General features: G+C 35.1%; 1 protein-coding gene. It reads right to left on the bottom strand.

Annotated elements, in window-relative coordinates; translation table 11 throughout:
• On the bottom strand, positions 1-575 hold a 575-nt coding region (locus IE056_RS18340; protein ID WP_189606439.1), incomplete at both ends, for an IS3 family transposase.

Here is a 575-nt window from a genome sequence, read left to right as displayed (position 1 = left end):
ATGGGGTCGTAGGTTATTGTAAATCTTAATAGCGTCTCTGACTATAGATGTTCTTAATGCTAGATCCACGTTGTGCTTGTCTATTTCGAATTCCTGTTTTAATATGCCATTAATTCTCTCGGCAATTGCATTTTCATAGGGATCGTATTTTTCAGTCATACTGCACTTTAGAAAGCTTTTTTGCAAAAGTTCCTGGTAATCATTTGAACAGTATTGAAGTCCTTTGTCTGAATGATGTACCAATAGTTTATCTATAAAATTTCTTCCTTTGATAGCCATTTTCAAAGCATTTAAGGCACCTATTAAGCTAAGGTTGTCGGAAACATCATATCCCATTATTCTTTTGGAATAAGCATCTGTTACATGAGCCAGGTAAGAAGGGTTTTCTCTTGTGCCTATGTAAGTTATATCACTTACCCAAACTTGCTCGGGTCGATTAATATTGATGGATCTAATAAGGTTTTTGTGCTTTCTAAACCTATGATGAGAATCTGTTGTGATATGATATCTTCTTTTGGGTTTGATCAACAGATTGTTGGCTTTGAGGATCCGAAATAACTTATCCCTTCCAACAT

Origin of the sequence: Salinimicrobium marinum (genome assembly GCF_014651535.1) — a bacterium.
Taxonomy (GTDB): domain Bacteria; phylum Bacteroidota; class Bacteroidia; order Flavobacteriales; family Flavobacteriaceae; genus Salinimicrobium; species Salinimicrobium marinum.
The sequence above is the reverse complement of the archived record's forward strand: the minus strand, read 5'-3'. Positions and strand labels throughout refer to the sequence as shown.